Below are 22436 nucleotides of genomic sequence, written 5' to 3'. Positions count from 1 at the left end.
CTCACGGCGGATCCCGGCGATCCTATTGCCGTTGGCACCGGCGGCAGGCAGCGCACGGGACGAATGCCCCATCGGCGGCGTGATCGCCGTGCTCGGCGTGCGCTCGGCCGGGGCCGCCGTTAGCTTCGGTTCCGTGCTCAGATTCGCTGCGGTGGCGGTCCTGTCGCTGCTCTCGCTCGGCGCCGTCGCGCTCGCCTTGTTCGCCGGCCCGTGGTGGTGGGTGCTCGCCGTGCCGCTGCTCCTGCTCGCCGGCACCGGCTGCCGGGATCTCGTGCAGCGCAAGCACTCGGTCCTGCGGAACTACCCGGTCCTCGGGCACCTGCGGTTCCTGCTCGAAGCCGTGCGGCCCGAGCTGCAGCAGTACTTCGTCGAACGCAACTTCGACGGCCGCCCGTACGACCGCGACATCCGCAGCATCGTCTACGAACGCGCCAAGGGCACCGACGCCGAAGAGCCGTTCGGGACCGAACGGGACGTCTACGCCGACGGGTACGAGTCGCTGGTGCACTCGATGGCGCCGGTGTCGCCGCCCGACGATCCGCCGAAGATCCGGATCGGCGGTCCCGACTGCACGAAGCCCTACGACATGGCGCTGCTGAACGTGTCGGCGATGAGTTTCGGCTCCCTGTCCGCGAACGCGATCCTGGCCCTCAACAAGGGCGCCGCGCTCGGCGGGTTCGCCCACGACACCGGCGAAGGCGGGCTGTCGGAGTACCACCTGCGGCACGGCGGCGACCTCGTCTGGGAGATCGGCACCGGCTACTTCGGCTGCCGGACCTCCGACGGCGATTTCGACAAAGCGGAATTCGCCGACAAAGCGGCGCACGACGCCGTGAAGTGCGTATCGCTGAAGCTGTCCCAGGGCGCGAAACCCGGCATCGGCGGCGTCCTGCCCGGCGGCAAGGTGAACGCGGAGATCGCCCGCGTCCGCGATGTCCCGCAAGGCAAGAGCGTGATCTCCCCGCCCTACCACCGGGTGTTCTCCACACCGCGGGAGCTGGTCCGGTTCATCGCATCGATGCGCGAGCTGGCGGGCGGCAAACCGACCGGCTTCAAGCTCTGCCTCGGGTCGCGACGCCAGTTCCTCGCCGTCTGCAAGGCCATGCTCGCCGAGGGCGTCACGCCGGACTTCATCATCGTCGACGGCGCCGAAGGCGGGACCGGCGCCGCGCCGCTGGAGTTCGCCGACCACATCGGAATCCCGCTGACCGAAGGCCTGATCACCGTCCACAACGCACTGGCCGGCACGGGCCTGCGCGACCGGATCAAGCTCGGTGCCAGCGGCAAGGTCGCCACCGGCGCGGACATCGTCAAGCGCCTCGTGCAGGGCGCGGACTACACCAACGCGGCGCGGGCGATGATGTTCGCGGTGGGCTGCATCCAGGCCCAGCGCTGCCACACCAACCGCTGCCCGACCGGCGTCACCACGCAGGACCCGCGCCGCGCCCGCGCACTGGTCGTCGAAGACAAGTCCCTGCGCGTGGAACGGTTCCAGCGCGCCACGGTGGCCGGCGCGCAGCAGATCATGGCGTCGATGGGCGTCCGGTTCCCCGCCGAGCTGCGACCGCACATGCTCCGCCGCCGCGTCGACCCCCACCAGGTGCTGTCCTACGCGGAGCTCTACGACTGGCTCGCGCCCGGGCAGCTGCTGTCCGAACCCCCGCGGGACTGGGCCGACGACTGGGCCGCGGCCGATCCGGACCGCTTCACCGTCTGATCAGCCGCGGTCTCGCGATCAGGCCGTTCGCGACGCCGTCGCCGTCTATGCTCGCCGGGTGGCGATCGACTCCCCCGCTCTGAAGACCCGCCGGGCCGCGCCCCGGGACTGGCTGCCGCGGTGGTCGGCGACCGCCGGGCTGCGCGCCCTCCGCGCGACCCTGGTGGTCCCCGTCCTCTTCGCCTTCAGCATCACGGTGATCGGCGACCTGCAGGTGGCGACGTTCGCCGCCTTCGGCGGGTTCGCCACGTTGGTCATGGCCTCGTTCGGCGGCGACCGGCGGGACAAGCTGCGCGCCCACTTCGGACTCGCCGTCGCGGGCAGCGTCCTGCTGGTCATCGGCACCGCCGCCAGCGCGTCGCTGCCGCTGGCCGCGGTCGTGACGCTGGTCGTCACTTTCCTGGTGCTCTTCGGCGGGGTCGCGGGACCGAACGCGGCCGCCGGGGGCACCGCCGCGCTGCTCGCCTACGTCCTCCCGGCCGCCTCCCCCGGCACGATGAGCATGGTGCCGGCCCGCCTCGGCGGCTGGTGGCTGGCCTCCGTGGTCGGCACGGCCGCCGTCCTGCTGCTGTCGCCCCGGTCCCCCGCCACGGTCCTGCGGGATGCGGCGTCACGGGCGGCCGGCGCGCTGGCCGACCACCTGGACGCGGCCCTGCGCGGCGACGCGGACGTGGCCACGGCGCGCGAGGCGGCGGTCGAAGCCAAGCACCACCTGATCGACGAATTCACCGCGACGCCCTACCGCCCCACCGGCCTGGCCGCCGAAGATCAGGCTCTCGACAACCTGGTGGGCCTGCTCGAATGGTGTGCTTCGGTCATCGCGGACACCATGCGCGAGTACCCGGACCTGAGCGGAGCACCCGCGGTCGAACGGGAGCTCCTCGTCGAGACCAGCGCCGGCCTGCGCGAGGTTTCCCGGCTGATGGCCGGTCAGCCCGGCTCCTTCGACGCCGGCAAGCTGGACCGCAAGATCCAGGCGAGCGTGGAATGGCTGCGCGCGCTGGGTTCCGGCGATCCCGGCTACGTCGACGCGGTGCACCTTTCCTTCCACGCCCGCACCGCCGCTTTCGCCGTCCAGGAGGCGGTGACCGAAGCCCGCGCCGCGGTGCCCGGCGCCCGCCGGACGCGCTTTCCCGGCCGGTTCTCCATGGCCTCGCTGGCCCGGGTCGCGTCTCCGCACACCAGCCTGCGGTCGGTGTGGTTCGTCAACAGCCTCCGCGGCGCGGTGGCGCTGACCGCGGCGGTCGTCGTCGCCGGGGCGAGCGGGGTCGAGCACGGGTTCTGGGTGGTGCTGGGCACGCTGTCCGTCCTGCGCGGCAACGCGGCGGCGACCGGGTCGACGGCGCTGCGGGCGCTGATCGGCACCGCGCTCGGCGTCGTCATCGGTGCGTTGCTGCTGCTGGTCATCGGTACCAGCGCGCCCGCGCTGTGGATCGCCCTCCCGATCGCGGTGCTGGTCGCCGGCTACGCGCCGGGCGCGCTGCCCTTCACCGCCGGCCAAGCGGCCTTCACCGTGACGGTCTCGGTGCTGTTCAACCTGCTCGCGCCGGCCGGCTGGCAGATCGGGGTCGTGCGGATCGAGGACGTCGCGATCGGCTGCGCGGTGTGCCTGGTGGTGGGCGCGCTGTTCTGGCCCCGCGGTGCCCGGGCCGTGGTCGCCGACGACCTCGCCGACGCGTTCCGCGCCGGCGGCGCGTACCTGGCCGAGGCCGCGAACTGGGCGCTCGGCCTCCGGCACGACCCACCCGCCCCCGCCGCGGCGACCGCGGCCGGAGCCCGCCTCGACGACGCACTCCGCGGCTTCCTCAGCGAGCAGGGCACCAAGCACGTCCCCAAGCCCGACCTGTGGCGGCTCGTCATGGGGACCGTCCGCTCACGGCTCACCGCGCACTCGCTGGCCGGGCTCCCGAACCCCCACGTCGAGCCGGACCCGTTCCGCCGGCTCCTCGGCGACCAGGCGGGCCAGCTCGCCGCCTGGTACGACCACCTGGCCTCCCGCCTGGACCGCACCGACCACGGCGACGTCCCCATGCTCGCCCCACCGGCCTTCCCGGACCTCCTCCGGCAGCCCGGCGCCTCGGTGCGCGACCTCGCCTGCGCACTGTGGGTCAACGAGCACATCAAGCACCTTTCCGCCCGGCTCGCCGAACTCGTCGAGCCGGCCGGAGTGGTGGCGGCCCAGCGCCACCGTCCGTGGTGGCGGTAAGCCCGTGAACGACCGGTGGGGCACCCGCGAGATCGCGGGCGCCCCACCGGCGCTCTTCGTCAGCGGATGCCGACGCCGGTGGTGTAGATGTCCTGGTCGTTGGCGATCGACGCGTTCGGCGCGCCGGCCTGGCAAGCGGTCGGCGGGGTGCCGGGCGTGCCGGTGCCGGGGCAGAGGAACTCCTCCGGTGGGCGGGTGTCCGACCAGACCGGATACGCGGTACGGGCGGTGACGGCGATCCCGGCGTAGTCACCGTAGAAGGTACCGGTGAACTGCGTCGGCGGCGGCATGCTGCTCGACGTCGCCCGGGTGTGGGTGAACCCGGCCGACACCGTGATGTCGGAGAAGCCGGTGGTCTCGTCGGCGCCGTACTGGCGGTCGTAGTAGCTGACGGCGAAGGTGCCGTCCGGGCCGAACGCGGCGCCCTGCCAGAACTGGTCGGTCCGGGCCTGGCCGGGTGCGGTGGTGACCACCGGTAGCTGCCGGACGTCGGTGGTGCCGCCGGCGAACGAGGCGCCGGCGTTCGTCGAAGCCGACAGGACGATGTCGTTGTTGCAGGTGCCGTTCTTCACCCCGGTGTAGGTGTTGATACCGGTGGCGGGGTTGAACCCGGTCGGCGTGCAACCGGTGGTCTCGTTGGAATTGCGGTTGATGTACGAGCCGTAGGTGACGAGGATCCGGCGTGGGTTGCGCGGGTCGACGCCGCCGATCGGGTAATTGCTCGCGCGGAACACCGAGTTCGCCGACGGTCCCTTCTCCGGGATGCAGGCGCGGCCGGGGTCCTGGCCGTTCTGGTAGGTCGCGCAGTCGGGCAGCTCGTGGTAGTTGCCGGCCAGCACCGGGGTGGAGAAGCTCTGCCCGCCGTCGGCCGAGCGGGCCAGCAGCACCTGGTTGTGGTTGTCCGCCGGTCCCGAAACCGCGTTGTTGAAGTTGTTGAACACCACATACAACGCGCCGTCCGGGCCGACGAACGGCTGCGAGTCCTGGTTCTGGTTGCACCGGCCGCGCGGGGTCGGGAAGCCGAGCGGGTTGGCGCACAACGAGGTATCGCCGCTGACCAGCACCGGCGCCGAGAACGTTTCGCCGTAATCGGCGGAATAGGCCTCGAAGATGTAGCCGGTGCCGTCGTCGGCGAAGGTCGTCCAGGACACGTAGACGCGGTCGCGGAACGGGCTGCGCGGGTTGCTGTCCACGGTCAAAAGTTGCTTGTCCAGCAGGAAGTTCCCGGCGCCCGCGGTGTCGTCGTGGGTGGCGACGGGCCGTCCGGGGAAGTTCCAGGACGCGCCGTTGGTCCCGGTCGAACGGAAGACCAGGAACGCGCTGGACTGGTCCGGGTTCGGCGAGACGGTGTTGCCGCGGTTGAACACCTGGCACGAGAGGTAGGCGTTCCCGCGGGAGTCCCAGGCCACCGAGGTGTCACCGCCGGATTGCCAGTACTCGCGAGGTGTGCCACCGAAGTCGGTGCCGCGGCTGAAGCCGTTCGGCGTGGTCGCGTCGGCCCAGGTCCGGGCGCCGTCGAGGGAGTAGCTGACGCCGCAGGTGCCGTCGCCGCGGCGGTAGTCGTTGTAGGTGGCGATGACGTGGCCGGGGTCGTTCGGATCGGCGGCCGCCCAGGTCTCGTTCTGGGCCTGCGCCCGGCCCTGCAGATCGGCGTCGGTGAGGTTCAGGCAGTTCTGGTTGACCTTGACGTTCCCGCCGAACCGGTTGGGGCACGGCGCCGCGGCCGAGGGCGTGGCCCGGTTCGGGGCCGGCGCGCGGGCGGCGTTGACCGGGTCTTCGCCGTTGAGGACCGTGGACAGCAGCCCGGAGACGTGGCGCTGCTGCACGCGGTTGAGCTGGTGGTAGCCGAACGGCTGGGCGGTGGCCGGGGCGCCGGCGAACAGGCCGAGCGCGGCCGTACTGAGAATCGTCACACTGATCGCGGAAATGGTGCGGGGACGCGACACGGCGTACTCCCTCTTTTGACCGGTATTTCCGGTTTGCGGTCAGCCACACGGAATCGACCGTGCCTTGGCCGCCGTGGGAATGGTCGTCCCGGAACGCCCGGTCGTTACCGGTGCGTCCACTGTCCACAGGGGAGCAAGTAAGCGCACGGCCAATTCTTCGGCCGTTCGGCCGCCCCCGAACGGGTCTGGATCGGTGGAGACCTCTTTACGGCACCCGATCCGAGTGGCTGGATCGACAGTCGTCATGGCCCGCAGCGGCGAACCCGCTGCCCGCTCACTGCCGCACCTCACCGGAGAAGGTGAACGCGCCATGCCGCTTTCCCGAAGAATGCTCACCGCCACGCTGCTGCCGGCCGTCGTGGTCGGCGGGCTGCTGGTGTCCGCGACCTCCGCGTCCGCGAACGTCGCCGTGACCCAGGTCAGCTCCGATCCGTTCACCGACGCCCAAGCCCAGCACCAGACCGAAGTCGAACCGGACACGTTCGCGTTCGGCTCCACGATCGTCTCGGCCTTCCAGGTCGGCCGCGTGTCCGGCGGCGGCTCGTCCGACATCGGCTTCGCCACCTCCACCGACGGCGGCGCCACCTGGACCCAGGGCTTCCTGCCCGGCACCACCGCCAACACCGGCGGCCCCTGCGGCCAGATCAGCGACGCCGCCGTGGCTTTCGACGCCAAGCACAACGTCTGGCTGATCTCCTCCCTCGGCGTCAACTGCCCGAGCGGTACCCCGGTGTTCACCAGCCGTTCCACCGACGGCGGCAAGACCTTCGGCAACCCCGTCACCACCGCGACGGGCTCGCTGGACAAGAACTGGATCGTCTGCGACAACACCGCCACCAGCCCGTTCTTCGGCAACTGCTACACCGAATACGACATCACCAGCTCCGGCGACTCCCTCCGGATGAAGACCTCCAGCGACGGCGGCCTCGCCTGGGGCCCGGCCCGCGCCACCGGCGACGGCGCCACCGGCCTCGGCGGCCAGCCCGTCGTCCGGCCGAACGGGACCGTCCTTGTGCCCTACCTCTCGCTGAACGACCAGATCCGCTCGTTCCGCTCCATCGACGGCGGCGCCAGCTGGCGTTCCACCGTCCTCGTCTCGAGCGTCAGCCACCACGACGCCGCCGGCGGCCTGCGTGAGGAAGCGTTGCCCAGCGCGGAAATCGACAGCGCCGGCACCGCCTACGTCGCGTGGTCGGACTGCCGGTTCCGCTCCGGCTGCCCGAGCAACGACATCGTGCTGAGCAAGTCCACCAGCGAAACCACCTGGGGTGCCCCGACGCGCATTCCCATCGACGCCACCACCGGCACCGTCGACCACTTCGTCCCCGGCATCGGCGTCGACCCGTCGACCTCCGGTGCGAGCGCCCGGATCGGTCTGACCTACTACTTCTACCCCACCGCCGGCTGCACCGCCGCCACCTGCCGGCTCGACGTCGGGTTCATCTCCTCCACCAACGGCGGCACCAGCTGGAGCGCCGCCACCCAGGTGGCCGGGCCGATGAACCTGTCCTGGATCCCGAACACCTCGCAGGGCCGCATGTTCGGCGACTACATCTCCACCTCGGTCCGGGCGGGCGGCAACGCCTTCCCGATCGTTCCCATCGCCTCGGCCCCGAGCGGCTCGACGTTCACCATGGGCATGTTCGCCCCCACCGGTGGCCTGCCGATCACCGGCGGCGCCCGCCGTACCGCCGAGAACCCGGCGTCACCGGCAGTAGCCGCACGATCCATCGTGACCGCCTTCTGAGCGAACCGCGCCGGCGTTCGGCGTCGTGAACACCGGCTGTCCTGCTCGCGGTTGAGCCCACAGCCGATCACTCGCGCGCGGATCCGTCACCACGAACGCGCCGGCCTCCTCCACGCACCCTGCGGTGCGAGACAGTGCGGTGCCCATGACCTCAGCATCCGATTCCGCGGCCGAAGGGCACCACCCCCGGGTGGGGCAGCCTCACAGCGACGACGAAGAGGGCACGGTCGCCGAGGCCGAAGCCGAAGCGGCGGAGATCAGCACTCCCGAACAGCCGCTGGGCGGAATCGGCAAGCGGATCGACCGCCGATCGCCGTTCTTCATCGGCATGACCGCCGCGGCCGGGGTCGCGGTGACCTACGGCCTGATCGAGCTCCTCGCCGGCGCCGAGCAGATCCTCGTCCTGGTCGGGCTCGCGCTGTTCCTCGCCATCGGCGCGGAACCGGCCGTGTCGTGGCTGGTCACCCGCCGGTTCCCGCGCTGGCTCGCCGTCACCACCGTGTTCGTCGTCGCCTTCGGCGCCGTCGGCGGATTCCTCGCCGCCGCGATCCCCGTCATCGTCGAACAGGCCACCGCGCTGGTCAAACAGGCCCCGGAGTACCTCCGCGAAGCTCAGGACCACAACACCTTCCTCGGCCGCCTCAACGAACGGTTCCACCTGCAGCAGGCGATCGAGTCGGCGTTCAGCTCCGGCGGCGGCCTCACCAGCGGTGTCCTGGGCGCCGGCAAAGCGGTCTTCAACGTCGTGACCGACACGCTGGTCGTGGTGGTCCTGACCATCTACTTCGTCGCCGACCTGCCCCGCATCCGCGCCACGATGTACCGGCTCATCCCGCACTCCCGCCGGCCGCGGGCGATCCTCATCGGCGACGACATCTTCTCCAAAGTCGGCGGTTACGTCCTGGGCAACCTGGCCGTTTCCGTCATCGCCGGCGTGCTCACCCTGGTCTGGCTGCTGATCTTCGGCGTCCCTTACGCGGCGCTGCTGGCCATCGCGGTCGCGGTGCTCGACCTCATCCCGGTGATCGGATCGGTGATCGGCGGCGTCCTGGTGAGCCTCGTCGCGCTGACCGTTTCCCTGCCGGTGTGCCTGGCCACGGTGGGCTTCTTCGTCGTCTACCGGCTCGCCGAGGACTACTTGCTGGTGCCGAAGATCATCGGGAACGTGCTCAAGGTTCCCGCGCTGGTCACCGTCGTCGCCGTCCTGCTCGGAGGCGCGCTGCTCGGCATCATCGGCGCGCTGGTCGCCATCCCCGTCGCCGCGGCGATCCTCCTGCTGGTCGAAGAGGTGCTCTACCCCCGGCTCGACCAAGCATGACCGGCATCGCGGATCCCCGGGCCGAGCGCGGGCATCAACCAAAGTAGCTACGACCGTCGCCTTCCGGCCGCTGCGGCCGGAGCCGGCCGTGCGCGAGCCTGCACGGCATGGAAGCGAAACAGGGGGTCTATCTCGGAGCGAGCGCCGCGGAATTGCACGCCAACAAGGTCGCCGACAAGGCGGCGGGCGTGCTCAGTCAGAAGGCGCTGTTCCGCAGGCGGGGGACGATCGAGCTGACCGGCGGTTCGCTGGTGCTGTCCGGGTGGGACGAGGGCGCGCTGGTGCTGCGGCCCGGTGACGTGACGAGCCTGCGGCGCGAGTTCACCGACCTGTACGGGCGGTTCCTCGGCGGACTGACGGATGCGGGCAAACCCCTCATCCTCGGTACGACCACGCCGGCCGGTGAGCTGTACCTGTTGATCGACCGCAAGGAGTTCATGGAGTCCACGCGCAACAAGGAATGGGCCGAGGCGATCGAGGACTGGCGTCACGGGACGGCCAGCGGTCCTCCGTCGGCCTGATCTTCCGGGATCACCTGCCGCCGGGCGGAAACCGGTGCTCGCTCCGGACGCAACCCGACGCCGACGAGGTACACCGCCAGCGTCCGCAGGAGCGGCACCCACTGTGCCGCGGTCATGATCCAGCCGGCCGGCCCCGCCTGCTCCCCGGACAGGATGGGGCCGGCGAGGTCGGCGTGCATGAGCCGTTGCAGGGCCTGCACCAGCAGCAGCGACGGCAGCCGGCGCCGCCGGACCCGCGCGAGGTCGGCCCCGCTCACCGCACCCCGCCGGAGCCGCCCGGCCAGCAGGGTCGCGGTCGCGACGGCGTCCTGGACGGCGAGGTTGATGCCCACGCCCCCGACCGGCGACATGGCGTGCGCGGCGTCGCCGATGCACAGCAACCCCTCGGCATGCCACCGGCGCCGCCGGTTGAGCCGGACGTCGAGCAGTTTGACGTCGTCCATCGAGACCAGCTCGCCGACTCGGTCGGCGTACTCCGGGAGGAGTTCGGCCACATCACGGCGGAACGCGTCGATGCCGCGGGCCCGCAGCCGGTTGTCGGTGCCCTTGCGCGCGACGTACCCGATCTGGAAGTAGCCCTCCCGTGGGATGACGATCGCGAACCGTCCCCGGCCCGGCCGCCGGGTCAGCTGGTCCACCTGCTCGCCTTCACGACGCGAGAGCCGGAACCACCAGGTGTCGAACGGAACGTCGAACTCGGTCACGCCCAGCCCGGCCGTCGCGGGCAGGACCGAATTCCGGCCGGTGCACGCCACCGTGAGGTCCGCCCGGATCTCGCCTTCGACGTCCTCGCCACCGGGCCCGCTCGTGCGGTAGCGGACCCCGGCGACCCGGCCGCGCTCGTGGACGAGTGAGGTCGCCGCGGTCCCCATTTCGAGCCGGAACGCCGGTTCCGCCCGCGCGGCGTCGGCGAGCAGATCCAGCAGGTCCCACTGGGGAACGATCGCCACGTACGGATGCCGGACACCCCACCCGCGCAACGCCCCGAAATCCCCGATCCGCCGGACCCCGCCGGCGCCGTCCGGCAGGACCACGTCGGTGATCCGGGTCTGGGGCAGCCGCGCGAACCGCTCCCCCAGTCCCAGCTCGTCGAGCAGCTGCAGGGTCGCCGGATGCACGGTGTCGCCGCGGAAGTCGTGCAGGAAGTCCTCGTGCTTCTCCAGCACGGTGACCTCGACCCCGGCCCTCGCGAGCAGCAGCCCCAGCACCATGCCCGCCGGGCCACCGCCCACGACGCAACACGTCGTCCGCTCCACCGTGCCCCCCGCTCCCCGTCGATCGGCGGCGAGCCGATCCCCTCACCACCTTCTACACCTGACGTGACGGCAGCCTGGGGACCGTCGAGCGAACGAGAGTATTCAGGGCAGCTTTGCCGCACGAACGGCGGCGAATCGGGGCATCCGGTCAGCGTTTTGCCTGCCCCGAGAGCTCCGGTGATCGGCTTCAGGGTGTGTAGCGCCAGAACGACCGCACCAGGACGGCGCCGGTCAGCACGAGGACCACGCACACCAGCGCGGTTCCGGACCACGCCACGGCCGGCGGCAGCGCCGAGGCCGTGATCCCGGCGCGGAGATCGCCGAGGCGGGGGCCGCCGGCGACGACGACCGCGTACACGCCCTGCAGCCGGCCGCGCATCCGGTCGGGGACGGCGGTCTGCAGGATCGTCTGGCGGTACACCGCGCTGACCAGGTCGGCCGCGCCCGCGACGATGAGCAGCGTGACCGCGAGCCACAGAGCGGGGGCGAGTCCCGCCAGCGCGACGGCGCCCGCCCAGACCGCCACCGCCGCGCTGAGGGCCACGCCCTGCCGCCGCACCCGGCCGCTGGACAGCCCGGCGAGGACCGAGCCGATCGCGATCGACGAGTACAGCAGCCCGGGGCGGCCGAAGGAGTCCGCCGCGGGCAGGGGCGGCAGCCGGAAGGTGGCGTAGAGCGCGGCTGTAAACAACACCGCGTCGGCGCCGTAGGCCCACCGCCCGGCGGGGGCCAGTTCCGCGACCTCGTCCCGGCCTTCGACCCGCCGGGTCACCCACGTGTAGGCGAGGACGGCTCCGACGCCGACCAGGAGACGCAGGACCGGCACGCCCGCCACGAGCGCGTCGAGCCCGCGGGCCGCGACCAGCAGCACGGCGGTGGCGACGAGCAGGACGGGAAACCGGAACCGCCGCAGCCGCGGCTTCCGCTCGGTCGGGCTGGTCACGGGAGTTCCTCTCGCCGCACTTCCGGAGTGCGCCGAGATTACGAGCGCGGCGCGGGGTGCCGCGTCACTCCGTGACGGACATTCGCGGTGGCTCTCGAGAGGGACAAGCGGATCGCCTCAGCGGGATAGCGTACCCGGATCGCGGTCACCGAGATCATCCGGCGCCTGGCCGAAGGGGTGCGAGCACGGCTTCCCCGCGACGCTGCGGGGAAGCCGTGCTCGCGGCCGGTGGTGATCGGCGTGCCCGGTCAGCTCCAGGGCGAGGCGGTGAGCCAGCTGGTGTCCTGCGCCCACGACGTCGTGGCGTCCCAGGGGTTGGTGCCGCCATTGCCGGCGACGTAACCGGTGTAGTTGTAGTGGCGGAGGTACTTCGCCGGGTAGTTGACGGACTGGAAGGAACGCCCGACGCCGCTGTTGCCCGCCGTGGAGCAGAACGTGGCGTCCTGCGCGAACGCGCTGCCGCCGTCGTCGGCGTTCAGCTGGAGCCGGAAAGCGTAGTGGCGCAGGAAACGGCCGGGCTGGTCGGCGGATTCGAAGGTCAGGCAAGAGGTATCGGCCAGGCCGGCCCGGACGATCCAGGTGGCGGCGGACTTGGTGGTGGCCGCGCTGGCGGAGTCGACCGCGGAGATCACCACCTTGTCGTCGGCGTCGTCGTGGCGCAGGTAGTCGGAAGTGCAGCACGCGGTCGTCGCCTGGAGGGAAACCTTGGCACCCGGGGTGAGGGTTCCGGAACCGGTCGGGGCGCTGCTGTAGCCGGCCGCGGTGATGTTGGCCTGGACCGCGTTCTCAGTGGCGTCGGAGGGGTAGCCCGCGGTCATGACGCCTTCGTAGAAGGTGCCGCGCCCGCCGACGCTGTTGTCACCGCCGATGCCGAGGATGATCGCCCCTTGCTTCTTCATCGGGTTGTAGCCGGAGACGGCGGGGCGCACACCGCTGTAGTAGGTGGACAAGCCGCCCGCCTGGCCGTTGCCGCCGCGGATGGCCCACTGGTTCGGGCCGCCCTTGACGATGGCGGTCTGGAACCGGTTCGCGACCGTCGGGTCGCCCGCGTTGAAGTGCTGGTTCACCCCGGAGAACAAGCCGTTCTCCAGGTCGGCCATGATCCAGGGGCCGTTGCCGCTGCCGTAGCCCCAGCCCTTGTTGTTGCCGAAGTAGATGGCCTCCATGGTGCCGTTGCCGTCGTCGTTGCCGCTCGTCTCGGCGTTGCCGTAGTCGAAGCAGCAGCCGCCGTTGTAGTTCGTGCCGTCGAAGATCGCGTACATCCCCTCGGGCTGGTCGCCGGTCGCGATGCCCGAGGTGTGGTTGTTGCGGTAGCCGGTGCCGGGGGCCACGGAGACGCCATACGCCTTGTGCCCGGCGACCGTGACGGGTGCTTCGAAGGCGTTGGCGAGGTTGTCGTTCCCGCCCGCGGCCGGCCCGGGCCAGTACCCCTTGAGCGCCTGGGTGAGGTGGTTTCCCTTGCCGGATTCGTCGTAGAGGACGGTGATGACACAACTGGTGCCGGCACAGAACGAATCCTGCGCGGCGGCATCGGCGTATCCCCCGGCACTCAGCACGCCGATGTCCTTGGTCGCGTTGTCGGAGGCACGCTTGACCTGGTAGAGCGGGCCGTTGTACGCCGCGTACAGGGCGCGGGTGGTGCTGTGCGCGGCCACGCACGGGGTACCACCCGCGGCGTAGATGTCGCAGGGTCCTTGCGCGGCGGCCTGGGAGGTCGTTGCCGTGGCCGCGAGCAGGCCGGCGGCGAGCGTGGTGGTGGTACCGGCCGCGAAGAGCGCGCGGCGGAGCCAGGATGGTCGAGGCATGGAAACTCCTTCACACAGGGGAAATGCGTCGCCGGACTTCCGGTGCGCGGTCAGCTCCAGGGGGTGGCGGCGAGCCAGGTGGTGTCCGCACGCCACAGCGAGGTGGTGTCCCAGGCGTTGGTCCCGCCGTTGCTCGCGATGTAGGCCGTCGAGGCGTAATGGCGGATGTATTTGGCCGGGTAGTTGACCGACTGGAACGAGTAGCCCGTGCCGCTGTTCCCCGGCTGCGGGCAGAAGGTGGCATCGGCGGCGAACTGGGCCGTCCCGTCCTTCGGCGTGAGGTGGAGCTGGAACGCGTAGTGCCTGAGGTAGCTGCCCGCGGCGTTGGCCGACTCGAAGGAGAGGCAGGTGCCGTCGGCCAGGCCGGGGCGGATGATCCAGGTGGCATCCGCCTTGTCGGTCGCGGAACTGCCCGCGGTCACCGGCGCGATCACGACCCTGTCGTCACCGGTGTCGTGCTGCAGGTAGTCGTTGGTGCAGCAGGAAGTGGTGGCCTGCAGCGAAACCTTCGCACCCGCGGTGAAGGGGGTGCCGGTTGCGTAACCCGCGGCCGCGATGTTGGCCTGGACCGCGGCGTCGGTGGCATCGGAGGGGTAGCCCTTGACCATGGCGCCTTCGTAGAAGGTGCCCGCGCTGTCGTTCCGGTTGGTCTGGCAGCAGTCGCCGCCGCTGCCGAGGATGATCGCGCCCTGCTTGTGCATCGGGTTGTAGCCGCTGGGCAGCGCGCCGCCGTAGAACTTGGTCAGGCTCCCGGACTGGGCATTGGCCCCCTGCAGCGCCATCTGGGTGGTGCCGCTGTTCTTCAGCATCGCGGTGACGAAGGGGCTCGTTTGCGCGACCTGGTTCGGGTTCCACGCCTTGCTTCCGCCGGCGAACAAGCCGTTCTCCAGATCCGCCTGCACCCACGGCCCGGTTCCGCTGCACCCGCCGAACCAGCATTCGGTGCCGAAGTTGATGGCGTCCATGGCGCCGTTGCCATCGGCACGGTGGTCGGTTTCCGTGTTGCCGTAGTCGAAGCAGCAGCCGTTGTTGACGTGCGTCCCGCTGGTGACCATGTACTCGCCTTCCGGCGAGCTACCGGTCGGCACACCCGAGCCGCCGGCGAAGTAGCTGTTGCCGGGCTTGATGTACAACGCGTACGCCTTGTGGCCCCCGACGGTCATCGCCTCGGTGGTCGCGACAGCTGCCGTGTCCGCGCCACCGGTTCCCCCGGGGCCCTGGTAGACCAGCGTGTTGCCGCTGCTGCCGGTCTGGTCGTAGACGCGGGTGATGGTGCAGACGGTGCCCGCGCAGAAGGAGTCCTGCGCGGCGGCGTCGGCAACGCCACCGGCGGACAGCAATCCGATGTCCCGCACGGCGCTGTCCGACGTCCGCTGCACCTGGTAGAGCGGTCCACTGTAGGAAGCGAACAAAGCGCGGGTGGTGCTGTGCGCCGCGACGCACGGCGTCCCGCCCGCGGCGTAGATGTCACAGGGCCCTTGTGCGGCCGCCTGTGAAGTACCGGCCAACGCGACCAGGGCGGGCAAAGCGAGCGCCACCACGGCCGCGGAAACAGTCATTCCGCGACGCAGTCGGCGAAACACGGGCAGCGCAGGCACCATGAACTCCCTTGTTCATCGATGACGAATGTTAGCGCTAACAGTTCAAGCGGCGAACGACCTCCGCTCGGCGTTCGGATTGAGATCACTATCGACGAACGCCGGCGACGCGTCAAGACGCCAGTCAGGTCGGGCGGCAACCTCGCAGCCCGGTGTCCCGTTCGGACAGCTCAGCGGCGGTCCCGTGCCCGCCTGCGCACCACGAGCACGACGGCGACCAGCAGCACCAGCACGCCGGCCGCCGAGAACCACCACACCGGCCCCGAACTCGACACGGTCGCGACCGGCGCTACCGCGCTGTCACGCCGGAGTGCGCCGGAATCGCCCGTCAGGGCAACGTCGTTGCCGTCGCCACCGTGGTAGGTGAGCCGCAGCGGACCGACGGCCGCCCCCTCGGGCAGTCCGTCGAAGGTGCCGTCGATCGGGCCGGCGCCCTGGTGGTCGATGAGCACGCCGGGGCCCTGCGCCGGATCCGGCGCGAAGGTCCCCGCGAGCGTCACCGCGCCGGTGACGCTCATCCGGGTGCCGGTGAGGCGGCCGCCGGGCCGCTGGGTGTAGGCGCCGCGCACGGTCATGCCGGTCGCCTCGACCGTCCCGGCGTTGTCCACCGCACCCTCCACCGTCCCGGCGGCCCGCACCGCGCCGGCGAGCTGCACGACGAGCTGCCGCGCCTGGACGGACCCGGCCAGCGCGAGCGTTCCCTCCCGGACAGTCCACACGCTCTTCGGAGTCGTGTGCTCGCCGGTCAAAGTGAGCGTTTCGGCGCCGGTCTTGGTGACGCCGTCAGCGGCGGTCAGGGTGCCGCCGAACGTCGTCGCGGCCGTGGCGCGGACGGTCAGCGTGCGGCCGGCCGCCACCGCGGCGCCCTCGGCGCCGGAGAGGTTGCCGACCGTCGGGTCGCCGGCCCGGGTCAGGTCCAGCGTCGCCCCGGCCGCCGGCAGGTCGACGGCGGTGCTTGCGGCGAGGGAGCCGCCGGCGACCACGAGCGTGCCGGCCTTCACCGTGGTCCTCCCCGTGTAGGTGAGCTCCCCGGTCAGGGTGGTGGTGGCCGGCCCGGCCTGGGTCACCGCGCCCTTGCCGCCGATGCGGCCCAGGTCGGCGTCCCGGGTGGCGTTCTGCAGGATCAGCTCGCCGTTGTCGACGATCTTGCCGGTCGGCAGCAGCGCGCTGTCGCCCTGCGGGCTGCCGTCGCCCAGCCGCAGCGACGCGCCGGCACCGATCGTCGTGTCCCCGTCGTAGTTCTGCGGCGCGGTGAAGGTGACCGCGTTGCCGCGAGTCGCCGCGACGACGACGTCACCGCGGCCGACGTCCGCCATCGTGTCGTGGTACCGGCCGCCGGAGATGGGCGCGTCGAGGGTGACCGGGCCGTTGTAGTCGAACGTCAGCACGCTGCGGGTGCCGTTCTGCTCGGCGTGCATGTCGATGTAGACGGTTTTCTCGTTGCCCGGCAGGAAGAACCGGTTGTTCGTGCCATCGCCCCAGGTGACCGTGGCGCCCTCGATGTTGATGCCGCGCTTGTTGTCGCTGTGGGGCACCGCGGCGAAGTTCCGGGACGCGGCGCTCAGCGCGGGATCGGTGTCCGACCCGTTGTCCGACCAGCTGTACACGCCCGACATCCGGACCACCCCGGACCCCCAGGTGTGGAAGTTGATGTCGTTGCCGTAGAACTGCGAGTAGATGTCGGCGGCGTCGGTGACGACTTCGCCGTCCGGTGCATTGTGGATGAACGAGCCCTGGTTGACCACCTTGCGCACGTGCGGCATCGCCGTGAGGTAGTGCAGGCTGCCGAAGTCCGCACCGGTGCCGACGTAGAGCGTGCCCGAGAACGGGTGGGTACCCGGCAACTCGATGCCGGGCCAGGTGCTCCGCCGTTGCTTGACGAGTCCGGACCCGCTGATCACGCCCGGGTTCACCGCCCGGTGCACGGCGAGGTCCAGGGTCCCGTCGATCTGGTGGTTGAGCGTGTTCAGCGAAATCTCGGGCGCCTGGACGAAATGCCCGATGACGCCGTCTCCCCCCGATCCGTTCCCGTACTGGAGAGTCGCACCGCGTTGCACGATCACCGCGGGCGGATCGGGGTTGTCGATCGTGGTCACCGGATGGTTGCCACCCACGGTGACGACCTTCTGCCGGCGGCGATCGGCCGGCAAGGTGAAGTCACTGTCCTTCACCAGCACCAGCGTGCCCGTTCCCCCGACGGTGAAGACGCCTTCCCCGCTGAGCACGCCCGTGTAGGTGGTGACCCCGCCGGTGAGCCGCACGATGGTGTCCCCGTGCAGGGTCACGTCCCGGTTCGCGAGGACGTCGGCGGTGACATCTCTGCTCCCGGATTGCGCGAACGCACCCGGCGCGCCCAGGACCGCGACGAGGAACGCGGTCAGTACTACTGAAAACCGGCAACCGCCACGCTGAACGCGCACGCCTTACCTCAAGATGTTAGCGATAACATTTTCCGGCGCCCAGTGTTCGTGGCGGATCCGCTCCTGTCAACCCGCCGATGCGCACCGGGGAGTTTGCCGAGCAAGGCCCCGATCGGCCGCCGGGCGCCTGCCTCGGCTTCGACGCGGGCCAGCGAGCTGGCGTCAGCTGGCTGCCCGGCCGCGCTGCTCGGAGCCGGGGTTGCCGTCGGGATGCCGGTTGATCCAGGCCAAGCCCCCGAGGTCGAGGCGGTTGCGGGCCCGTGTGACGGCGACGTAGGCGAGCCGGGCTTCGCTCGGCTCGATCCTGCCCGGGAGCGGCTCACCGTCGGAGCCCGTGTTCTCCGGGTCGACGGGCTCGGGGAAGTCGTCGGCGATGCGGACGCTCGCCCATTCGCGGCCTTTCGCGGCGTGGGCGGTCGAGACCACGACGTCGGCGTGGGTTTCGGCGGCCAGCCGGGAGAGGGTGTCCAGCACGACGTCCGCGCCGTGTTCGTCGATGACCTCCACGAAGGACAGCAGGTCGCGGCCGTCGGGGTCCCACTCCGCGTAGTCCTGGACTTCGCCCCAGGAGGCGAACAGCAGCAGCTCGGGGTGGGTGGTCCGGCGGCCGGCCTGCAGGTCGCGCGCGGCCTCGGCCAGGCTCTGGAGAACGGCGGCGCGGCCGGCGAGCGCGACCCGGCGGCCCTTGCCGAGCAGGGTGAGGATCTCGGCCATCGCGCCTCCGTTGGTGCGGCACAGGATCGCGTCCGGCTGCTCGACGGTTTCCACCCTGCTGGCCACCGCGGGAGAGCCGGTGAGGCGGATCGGCGCGCCGGCGATGGCCAGCCACCGGTTCGCCTCGGCGGCCACGCCGTCCCCGAACCGGAACGAATGCGACAACGCCAATCGGCGGCCGGCGAAGCCGGTCATGACGTCGCGGGCGCCGCGCCAGCCGTAGATGGCCTGCGCGGAGTCCCCCACCATGACCAGCTGGGCGTGCTCGCCCTGGGCGAGGAACACCTGCTCGACGACCGGGTTGGTGTCCTGCGCTTCGTCCAGCAGGAAGAAGTCGCCGTAGAGCCGCGGCCGGGTCAGGGCCCACATCTTCAGGTAGTGGTCGTGCTTGAACGGCACCCGCCCGCGCTCGGGGTTCTGCAGGTCCGCCCACATCCGCCGGGCGTAGGGCAGCACCAAGTGCGTGAGCTGGTCGTGCAGGTGTTCCTCGCCGATGCCCTTGAGCCAGGGCACGTGCTGCCGGTCGAGGGTCTCGTCGGCGGAGTAGCAGTAGAGGATCACCGTCCGCTGGGCGGCGTAGCACAGCGCGGCGGTGGTCAGCTTCCGCTCGCCGATCGTCACTTCCATGGTGATGCCCAGCGACCGCGCGAGTTTCGCGGTGGCCATCCGCGGGTGGTTGAGCCGATCTTGGTAGCGGTGCCCGACCGCCTTGAACGCGAGGCTGTGCGCGGTCGCGCACGCCACGTTCGGGCCGAACAGGCGGCGCGCCTCGGTCGCGATGGCCTTGTTGAACGCCAGGTACCGGCCCCGGCGGCGGGTGCTCGCGCCCAGCATCGTCAGGGTGGTGGTCTTCCCGGTGCCCGCGCCGGCCTGCAGCACCAGGTGCGCACCGGCGCGGAACGCGTCGACCGCGGCCCGTTGTTCGGACGTCGGCGGGCGTGCGGGCATCGGGTCTCCTCCCGGGGGAAGCGGCAGGGCTTGATCGAACGATTACATGCCGATCCGAGGGATTCGTACCGCCATCCCGGCCGTACGTGTGTTCGCGCTGCTCCTTTCGGGGGATGCCCGCGGAGAAGAGCAACCGTGACGAGATCGTTTGCGACGATGCCACCAGGACGGGCTCGAAACGATCGTTCGGTAGAATCTTTGTCATGTCATCACTCGTGCTGGCCACTCTTGTCGCGCAATCGGCAGCGAAGGCGGTGGGCGGCATCGTCGTCCGTTCCTCGGCTCCCGCGTGGAAGGCCGCCGCGCAAAAGCTGCGGCCGGCACCTTCACCGGTTCGAAAGTCTTCGAACTGGAAACAGGTGAAACTCGCCAAAGCGCAAGAAGAAAAGCTCTCGGCGTACCTCACCGGACGCCTGTGCATCGGCCTGCTCGAGATTTTCGCCTATCTCGAGATCACCGAAGACGCCGATGGAGCCGAGCTGGAACGCGAACGACTCGCGCAGACCTTCTCCGCGGAGCTCTCCGATAAATTGGAGCTGCCGGAGGAGCAGTCCGGACGCATCGCCGCCGCATTGTGGGCAGATCTGTGTGATGACGTCCGGCTCCACATTCACCAGCTCCGCGAGGAAAATGCCTTCAGCGCCGACGACCTGGTATACGCCACGAGCCTCCGTCAAGATGCGTCCGCACAGTCGGCACTTTCCTCGGCGATCACCGAACGGTGGACACTGTCCCCGCAACGCCGGCGGCTCGCCGCTGCGCGGACAGCCATCCAAGCAATACGGCACGCGATGCGCACCCGCTACGCCAAGCTGGTGATGCCGCACTCGCGGGAAGACCACCAGGTACCGATCGAGCAGATCTACGTACCCCGGTTCTTGACGCCGTGGCCGGACTTCCGCACGGACGAACAGGCGACCGACACGACACCCATCGCCGAAGAAAAACTGACGGACCGGCGGTTCGTCGTCGTCGGCCACCCGGGGGCGGGCAAGAGCACGTTCATCCGCAACCTGCTCTACCGCGTCGCGGGCCAGGAGGTCGAAACCGTGTCCGCGCCCATGATCGTGGAACTCAAGGACCATCCGTCGCCGAGCGACTCCTACCTCGGCATTCTCGCGGAAAGCCTCCGGGTCGTCACTCAATCGGAATTGACCGCCGACACCCTCAGAGACGTCCTCCAGCTGGGACTCGCCGTGGTCGTCTTCGACGGGTTGGACGAGATCACCGATATCAACCTGCGGCGCTCCGCCGTGACGGCCATCGAGATGTTCAGCCGAAGGTACCCACTGGTCACCGTCGTGGTCACCTCGAGGGAAGAGGGGTATTTGCGCGCCCGCCTCGACTCGGCGTCGTTTCCCGTCTATTTTCTGCCGGACTTCACCGACGAGCAACTGCAGCACTACGTCGAGCGGTGGTTCAAGATCATCGCCGATCCCCGCGCGTTCTCCGCCGAACAGCGGGCACGCAACTTCCTCGAAGACAGCGTGCACGTCGGCGATTTGCGCACCAACCCGTTGATGCTCTCGCTCCTGTGCATGATCTACGAATACGAGGGGTACATCCCGGAGAACCGCCCGCAGGTGTACGAGGAATGCGCCGAACTGCTATTCGAACGCTGGGACCGGGTTCGCCGCGTCCCCATATCCTTCAAGGCGAACACCCAAACCCGCTACCTCATCCAAGAGTTGGCCTACAATTTCTTGAACAACACCGGAAAGGCGAGCGGGCTCACCGAGGGACGCCTGAAGCAAAACATCAAGGACTACTTCCACCGAAACGTCATCGATGACGCGGAATCAGCGTCCAAACAAGCACAGGACTTCCTCGACTTCTGCGCGGGCCGCGCGTGGCTCCTGGTTCAGACGGGAACGTCGGAACGAGGAGAGAGACTCTTCGGTTTCACCCACCGGACATTCCTGGAGTATTTTTCCGCCTGTTTCATCGTCCGGCACTGCGACAGCGCCCGGGACTTGATAGAAATGATCCGGCCGATGATTCAATTCGACTCCAGCGAGGTGGTTCCGCAGATCGCCATCCAGCAGTTCGACACTCGGCGCGCGAACGGTATCGACGACTGCCTGGAGCTACTGGCCCTGGACAACTCACGGCGCGTCCACCTCGACTTCGCACTACGCTGCCTGCGGTTCATGCGCCCGACTCCGCGAGTGCTCGAACGGCTCTTCACCACGGCCATCGCCGGCTATGGCCGCAGCCTTGAACCACAGTTGCTCGTCCTGCTGTTGAACGTCCCCCACGAGATGATCCCCATCGCCCGGCGGACCTGCGCGCGAGTGCTCGGCGACGATCCCGCTTCCGATGCCGCCATCGGCGCCGCAGTCGTCGACGAATTGTTGCTCCAGGTCGGCAATGGATTCGTTCCCGCAGAACTGGCCAAGCCAGGCGAAGGAAACCCGGAAATCCTTCGCTCATCGCTGGCCGGCGTGTCGAGCCGGCTTGGGCTCGACTTTCCGGAAATGCTCGCCGGACTATGCCGCCGCAGGCTGGTCAGTATCGAGCAATACGTGGCAACCCTCGGGCCCCGGGCTCTCCTGTCGGTTGCGGCGTCGATACACGACCAGGAAAAACCAGGCCCACTGGTGTATCGGCTACGCATGTACTTCGGCGGCGGTGAGCACGACCCGGAATTGCACGAGATGCTCGCCTGCCTTGCGGATGCCCCGGAAGCCGTGGTACCCCTGTCGTGGTCGGTGGTGGCCGCGATGGCCGAGATCAGCCGGCCCGGCGGAACGATCGTTCGCTCCAGCGAGCCCGAGACCGATTCGTCGCCGGCACTGGCAAGCCGGCCGATGTTCGACAACAAGACCGTGCTCGCCGAGTTGCTGGCTTCCGATGAACTCGCCGAAGAGCAGGCCGGGCAAATGCTCACCGAGCTCCAACCACCTTTCGACGCAACCATCGTCCGCGAGAATTTTCCACCGCCTCCGGGCGAGCCGGCTTCCTCGACCGGCTTCTACTTGCTGTTCGTCGCCATCCTGCTGGCCGCGTTCGAGCGCGACATCTGGCGCCCGGTCGAACTGTCCGCAGTCTGGCGACTGATCGGAACCCGCCTGCCGTTGTTCGCCGACGTTTTCCTCCGCCATGCCCAACGCAACAAAGCAACCGGCCAGCTGGAACTGACACGTGACGACCTCGCGGCATGTGTTCTCGAATTCGCCCGCATTGCCGACGTCGGCCTGGCCTGGAATGCCTGGCTCATGAAATGGGCATCGAGAGAAGCGTCCGCACTGGGAGACATCTGACGTTCAGCTTGTGCCCCCATGCGCCGGTCGCCTG

13 protein-coding genes are annotated in these 22436 nt (G+C 69.9%); 6 read left to right on the top strand and 7 right to left on the bottom strand.

Annotated elements, in window-relative coordinates; translation table 11 throughout:
* Positions 1-79 precede the first annotated feature (79 nt).
* Both ISP_RS18810 and ISP_RS18805 read left to right on the top strand, forming a co-directional pair.
* A complete protein-coding gene (locus ISP_RS18810; protein WP_013225397.1) occupies positions 80-1717 on the top strand; it encodes an FMN-binding glutamate synthase family protein in 1638 nt (545 codons plus the stop codon).
* Between the two features lie 58 nt (positions 1718-1775).
* The gene (locus tag ISP_RS18805) at positions 1776-3923 is read left to right on the top strand and encodes an FUSC family protein (RefSeq protein ID WP_013225396.1); all 2148 of its coding nucleotides are present in this window, start codon (positions 1776-1778) and stop codon (positions 3921-3923) included.
* Between the two features lie 59 nt (positions 3924-3982).
* Here ISP_RS18805 and ISP_RS18800 read toward each other — a convergent pair whose 3' ends face one another.
* Positions 3983-5836 carry a sialidase family protein gene (locus tag ISP_RS18800; protein ID WP_230468830.1) on the bottom strand — a complete coding sequence of 618 codons (1854 nt, stop codon included), beginning with the start codon at positions 5834-5836 and terminating at the stop codon, positions 3983-3985.
* A gap of 343 nt (positions 5837-6179) precedes the next feature.
* Here ISP_RS18800 and ISP_RS18795 point away from each other — a divergent pair, with 343 nt between their 5' ends.
* From ISP_RS18795 to ISP_RS18785, 3 genes are all read left to right on the top strand, one after another.
* Positions 6180-7616 carry a sialidase family protein gene (locus ISP_RS18795; RefSeq protein ID WP_230468829.1) on the top strand — a complete coding sequence of 479 codons (1437 nt, stop codon included), beginning with the start codon at positions 6180-6182 and terminating at the stop codon, positions 7614-7616.
* Between the two features lie 190 nt (positions 7617-7806).
* Positions 7807-8934 (top strand): AI-2E family transporter, encoded by a 1128-nt coding sequence (locus tag ISP_RS18790; RefSeq protein ID WP_013225393.1) that lies wholly within the window; start codon positions 7807-7809, stop codon positions 8932-8934.
* Positions 8935-9041: 107 nt separating this feature from the next.
* A complete protein-coding gene (locus tag ISP_RS18785) occupies positions 9042-9455 on the top strand; it encodes a hypothetical protein (protein WP_013225392.1) in 414 nt (137 codons plus the stop codon).
* Here the strand turns inward: ISP_RS18785 and ISP_RS18780 are convergent.
* The 6 genes from ISP_RS18780 to ISP_RS18755 form a co-directional block, all read right to left on the bottom strand.
* Positions 9422-10711 (bottom strand): FAD-dependent oxidoreductase, encoded by a 1290-nt coding sequence (locus ISP_RS18780; RefSeq protein WP_034285106.1) that lies wholly within the window; start codon positions 10709-10711, stop codon positions 9422-9424. The genes ISP_RS18785 and ISP_RS18780 overlap by 34 nt on opposite strands.
* 187 nt (positions 10712-10898) lie before the next feature.
* Entirely contained in the window at positions 10899-11654 is a 756-nt protein-coding gene (locus ISP_RS18775; RefSeq protein WP_013225390.1) for an MFS transporter, read from the bottom strand.
* A 248-nt stretch (positions 11655-11902) separates the two neighbouring features.
* Positions 11903-13459, bottom strand: coding sequence for an alpha-L-arabinofuranosidase B (locus tag ISP_RS18770; protein ID WP_013225389.1), 1557 nt, complete (start codon positions 13457-13459; stop codon positions 11903-11905).
* A 50-nt stretch (positions 13460-13509) separates the two neighbouring features.
* Positions 13510-15018, bottom strand: a complete 1509-nt coding sequence (locus ISP_RS18765) for an alpha-L-arabinofuranosidase B (protein WP_049878133.1) — start codon at positions 15016-15018, stop codon at positions 13510-13512.
* Between the two features lie 209 nt (positions 15019-15227).
* Positions 15228-17477: an autotransporter-associated beta strand repeat-containing protein gene (locus ISP_RS18760; protein ID WP_230468828.1), complete on the bottom strand. Its 2250-nt coding sequence runs from the start codon at positions 17475-17477 to the stop codon at positions 15228-15230.
* Positions 17478-17639: 162 nt separating this feature from the next.
* Positions 17640-19139 (bottom strand): UvrD-helicase domain-containing protein, encoded by a 1500-nt coding sequence (locus ISP_RS18755; RefSeq protein ID WP_013225386.1) that lies wholly within the window; start codon positions 19137-19139, stop codon positions 17640-17642.
* A gap of 203 nt (positions 19140-19342) precedes the next feature.
* Between ISP_RS18755 and ISP_RS18750 the strand changes: the two genes are divergently transcribed.
* Positions 19343-22402, top strand: coding sequence for an NACHT domain-containing protein (locus ISP_RS18750; RefSeq protein ID WP_230468827.1), 3060 nt, complete (start codon positions 19343-19345; stop codon positions 22400-22402).
* Positions 22403-22436: the final 34 nt, after the last annotated feature.

The organism is Amycolatopsis mediterranei (assembly GCF_026017845.1).
GTDB classification, from domain to species: domain Bacteria; phylum Actinomycetota; class Actinomycetes; order Mycobacteriales; family Pseudonocardiaceae; genus Amycolatopsis; species Amycolatopsis mediterranei.
This window is presented reverse-complemented; position numbering and strand designations above follow the sequence as displayed.